Raw genomic sequence first — 3,197 nt, 5'->3', positions numbered from 1 at the left:
GGTGTGGGGTGTGGGGTGTGGGGTGTGGGGTGTGGGGTGTGGGGTGTGGGGAGAATAAATAAAGGCAATCTCCCGACTCCTGAATACTGGCTCGGAGTCTCTTGCCCTTACCTAGCGGTTCAGGGGGTATTGTGTAAAAATAAGAAAAGATCGGTTTTTTTTTACTAAACCTATGGCCACTTCTTCCATTGCCGTTAGAGAATTACCTCTCTTTCCCCTACCCGAAGTTGTTTTATTCCCGGGTCGTCCTCTGCCCCTGCACATCTTCGAGTTTCGCTATCGGATTATGATGAATACGATATTGGAAGAAGATCGCCGTTTTGGGGTCTTAATGGTAGATCCAGCCACGGGAGAAATCGCTAAAGTCGGCAGTTGTGCGGAAGTTGTCCGTTGTCAACGTCTCCCGGATGATCGCTTAAAAATTCTCACCATCGGTCAACAGCGTTTCCGTGTCCTAGAATACGTCCGGGAAAAACCCTATCGCGTCGGTTTAGTGGAGTGGATTGAAGATGTCCCCACCCCCCAAGATTTGCGACCTCTGGCCAAAGAAGTGGATCGACTGCTGCGGGATGTGGTTCATCTATCAGCCAAATTAACCGCTCAAAAAATTGAACTCCCCGACGATTTGCCTAGTCTTCCCCTGGAATTATCCTACTGGGTGGCGGGTAATCTCTACGGTGTGGCCGGGGAACAACAAGCTTTATTAGAAATGCTCGATACAGTCAGTCGTCTCCAACGAGAATCGGAAATTCTCACCTCAACCCGCAATCATCTGGCCGCTCGCACGGCTCTTAAAGATGCTTTAAATTAATAATCTGTAGGTTTTTCAGCTGCGGGAGAGGGAAATGGGGGACATGAGCAGAAAACGGGTTTCTCCGAGAAACCCGTTTTCTGTGCGTTACTCAACGGATTTAGTATTATTTCAGTGAACAGTGAACAGTAATCAGTAATCGGTGAACTGATAACTGACCCACTGATAACTGATAACTGACCCACTGATAACTGTTAATCTGGGGATTACCTAATGTTTACCTTGATACAGTAGAGTGGGGTTAAAATTGTTAGCCCCTCACCTAGGAGAACTTTGATCATGTTGCTGACCTATAATCCCAACTCCTCACCCTTCCGAGAAGACTATAGCGAGAGTCGTCGGCTCCATTTTTATGATCGCGGGGAAAATATTCCTCTGGTGGTTGATGGAGTCTGGCAAGTTTATCGGGGTATGGCGCAACTAAGTCAAGTATCTGAGAGTGGGGAGGAAATTTTACTAGGCTGGGTTCATTCATCCCACTTTTTCGGCTTAAATTTGACCCATCTAGAATCCTATCACGCCAGAGCCTTGTCGGAACTGTACCTAAAGTGGTACACGATCGCCGAAGTGGAAAATTCGGCGGAATTAACCAGGATGATGTTAAATCAAATGATCCGTCGTCAACAACAAACGGAATCCCTACTTGCGATCGCAGGAATCAAACGAGTGGAGGAACGTCTCCAGCAGTTACTACAGCTATTAAAGCGGGAAATGGGAGAACCAATCGCCCAAGGCAGTCGTTTAAAGATCCGTTTAACCCATCAAAATCTCGCCAATGCTATCGGTACTACAAGGGTAACGGTGACGCGTTTATTAGGCGAATTTCAGCGTCAGGGAGCGGTGAGCAGCGATTGCGATCGCCATTTAATCATTCACGATTAACTCAGTCCTGATGAAAAAATTTTCACCCCCACAGATGAAAGAGGTTTCTTTCCCTACACCCCACACCCTCTTTCAAGTCAGACAATTTTATTCAGACCCAGCCATAATAGAATCCCCGCGCAAGTCCACTAATTGCCAAGCTAATTTAGCAGCCCCCACCATGCCGGCGCCATTACCTAACTCGGCCGTTAATACCTCTAATCCTTCTCTGGAACTAGGTAAAACCCGTCTTTCGATTTCTGTGAGGAGAGAGGGAAAGAAAAACTTAGCACTGGCGCTAATACCGCCGCCGATAATTACCGCCTCTGGGGTGAGAACATAGAGTAAACTGGCGATACCAGCCCCCAGTAAACAACCGTAACCCTGCCAGAATTGTAAAGCCCCTTGATCGCCTTTTTCGGCCAATTCCGCCAATTGCTTCGGTTCTTTGCCGGTCATCCGGCGAATAGCTTGCAGGGAGACGTATTGTTCTAAGGAACCCTGATTACCGCTATTGCACAATGGACCGTCAAAATTGAGGGTTATTAAACCTAATTCTGCGGCCGTTCCCTTGCTGCCGACAAATAAGTTACCATCGAGGATAATTGCCCCTCCTACTCCCGTCCCCAAGGTTAACAGGATCAAGTTTTGAAAGCGTTTGCCCGCTCCTAACCAAGCTTCCCCTAAACCGGCACAATTGGCATCATTGGCTAAAATTGTCGGCATTCCCGTGCTTTCCTCTAACCAATCGGCGAGGGGAATATCCCGCCATCCTGCCAAATTAATCGCTATTTTGACAATTCTTCCCTGAGCATCCGCCGGACCTGGCGTTCCCACACCGAGCGCTTGACAACTTTTATCTAAATTTACTTGACAAATGCCTTGATGTATGGTATGGGCGACTTCTTTGGGTGTAGCGGGTTGGGGAGTGGGTAAGGTGAGAGATTCGAGACAATTGCCCTCTTGGTCAAATTTACCAATTTTAATAGCGGTTCCACCTAAATCGACACCTATGACTGTTTTCACCATCGGGCTTTCCTTGTTACTCTGGGAATAGCTAAGTAGGGAGGCATAATTATTTGTAGGATGGGTTAGCGGTAGCGTAACATAATCGTAGGTTGGGTTTCATGCTTCAACCCAACCTACGTTCATCTTATATTTAATTCCACCCACCCACTTAGGTTTATTATCACTCTTTTTGGCGGTTTTTTTCGCAGTTAGATGTGATCGAGAGGATAATTCGGCTAAACCGGCAAAACTAGCTGATTGATTAGCCCCAAATTTCTCCTATACTTTGGACACCGGCAGCTTAACTCCTGATTTTTACCCATTTTTAAGTAGGTAGGCGTTAAAAATTATCAGATGCCCCCCTTATTAAGGGGGGATTAAGGGGGGATCGGCACCCCCCTTATCAAGGGTAGCTCCCCCCGCCTATCGGCACCCCCCTTATCAAGGGTAGCTCCCCCCGCCTATCGGCACCCCCCTTATCAAGGGGGGCAGGGGGGATCGAACCTAAAATCCATTT

Annotated in this window: 3 protein-coding genes; 2 read left to right on the top strand and 1 reads right to left on the bottom strand. The window is 47.5% G+C overall.

Annotated elements, in window-relative coordinates; genetic code table 11:
* Positions 1-172: 172 nt before the first annotated feature.
* Both PX482_RS23685 and PX482_RS23680 read left to right on the top strand, forming a co-directional pair.
* Complete coding sequence (locus PX482_RS23685) at positions 173-811, top strand: LON peptidase substrate-binding domain-containing protein (protein WP_288123110.1); 639 nt, start codon at positions 173-175, stop codon at positions 809-811.
* Between the two features lie 279 nt (positions 812-1,090).
* On the top strand, positions 1,091-1,693 hold the full coding sequence (locus PX482_RS23680) for a Crp/Fnr family transcriptional regulator (RefSeq protein WP_288058498.1): 603 nt from the start codon (positions 1,091-1,093) through the stop codon (positions 1,691-1,693).
* A gap of 87 nt (positions 1,694-1,780) precedes the next feature.
* Here the strand turns inward: PX482_RS23680 and PX482_RS23675 are convergent, their stop codons facing one another.
* The gene (locus tag PX482_RS23675) at positions 1,781-2,701 is read right to left on the bottom strand and encodes an ROK family protein (protein WP_288058496.1); all 921 of its coding nucleotides are present in this window, start codon (positions 2,699-2,701) and stop codon (positions 1,781-1,783) included.
* Between the last annotated feature and the right edge of the window lie 496 nt (positions 2,702-3,197).

This window comes from Microcystis sp. M53602_WE12, from assembly GCF_030065455.1.
GTDB lineage: Bacteria > Cyanobacteriota > Cyanobacteriia > Cyanobacteriales > Microcystaceae > Microcystis > Microcystis aeruginosa.
Note: the sequence above shows the minus strand (reverse complement) of the source record. Positions and strands in the feature narration are given on the sequence as shown.

Bases quoted from the DNA above. Each gene is read 5' to 3' on its own strand.
- PX482_RS23680 (WP_288058498.1), top strand. From the start codon at position 1,091: ATGTTGCTGACCTATAATCCCAACTCCTCACCCTTCCGAGAAGACTAT.
- PX482_RS23675 (WP_288058496.1), bottom strand. From the start codon at position 2,701: ATGGTGAAAACAGTCATAGGTGTCGATTTAGGTGGAACCGCTATTAAA.
- PX482_RS23685 (WP_288123110.1), top strand. From the start codon at position 173: ATGGCCACTTCTTCCATTGCCGTTAGAGAATTACCTCTCTTTCCCCTA.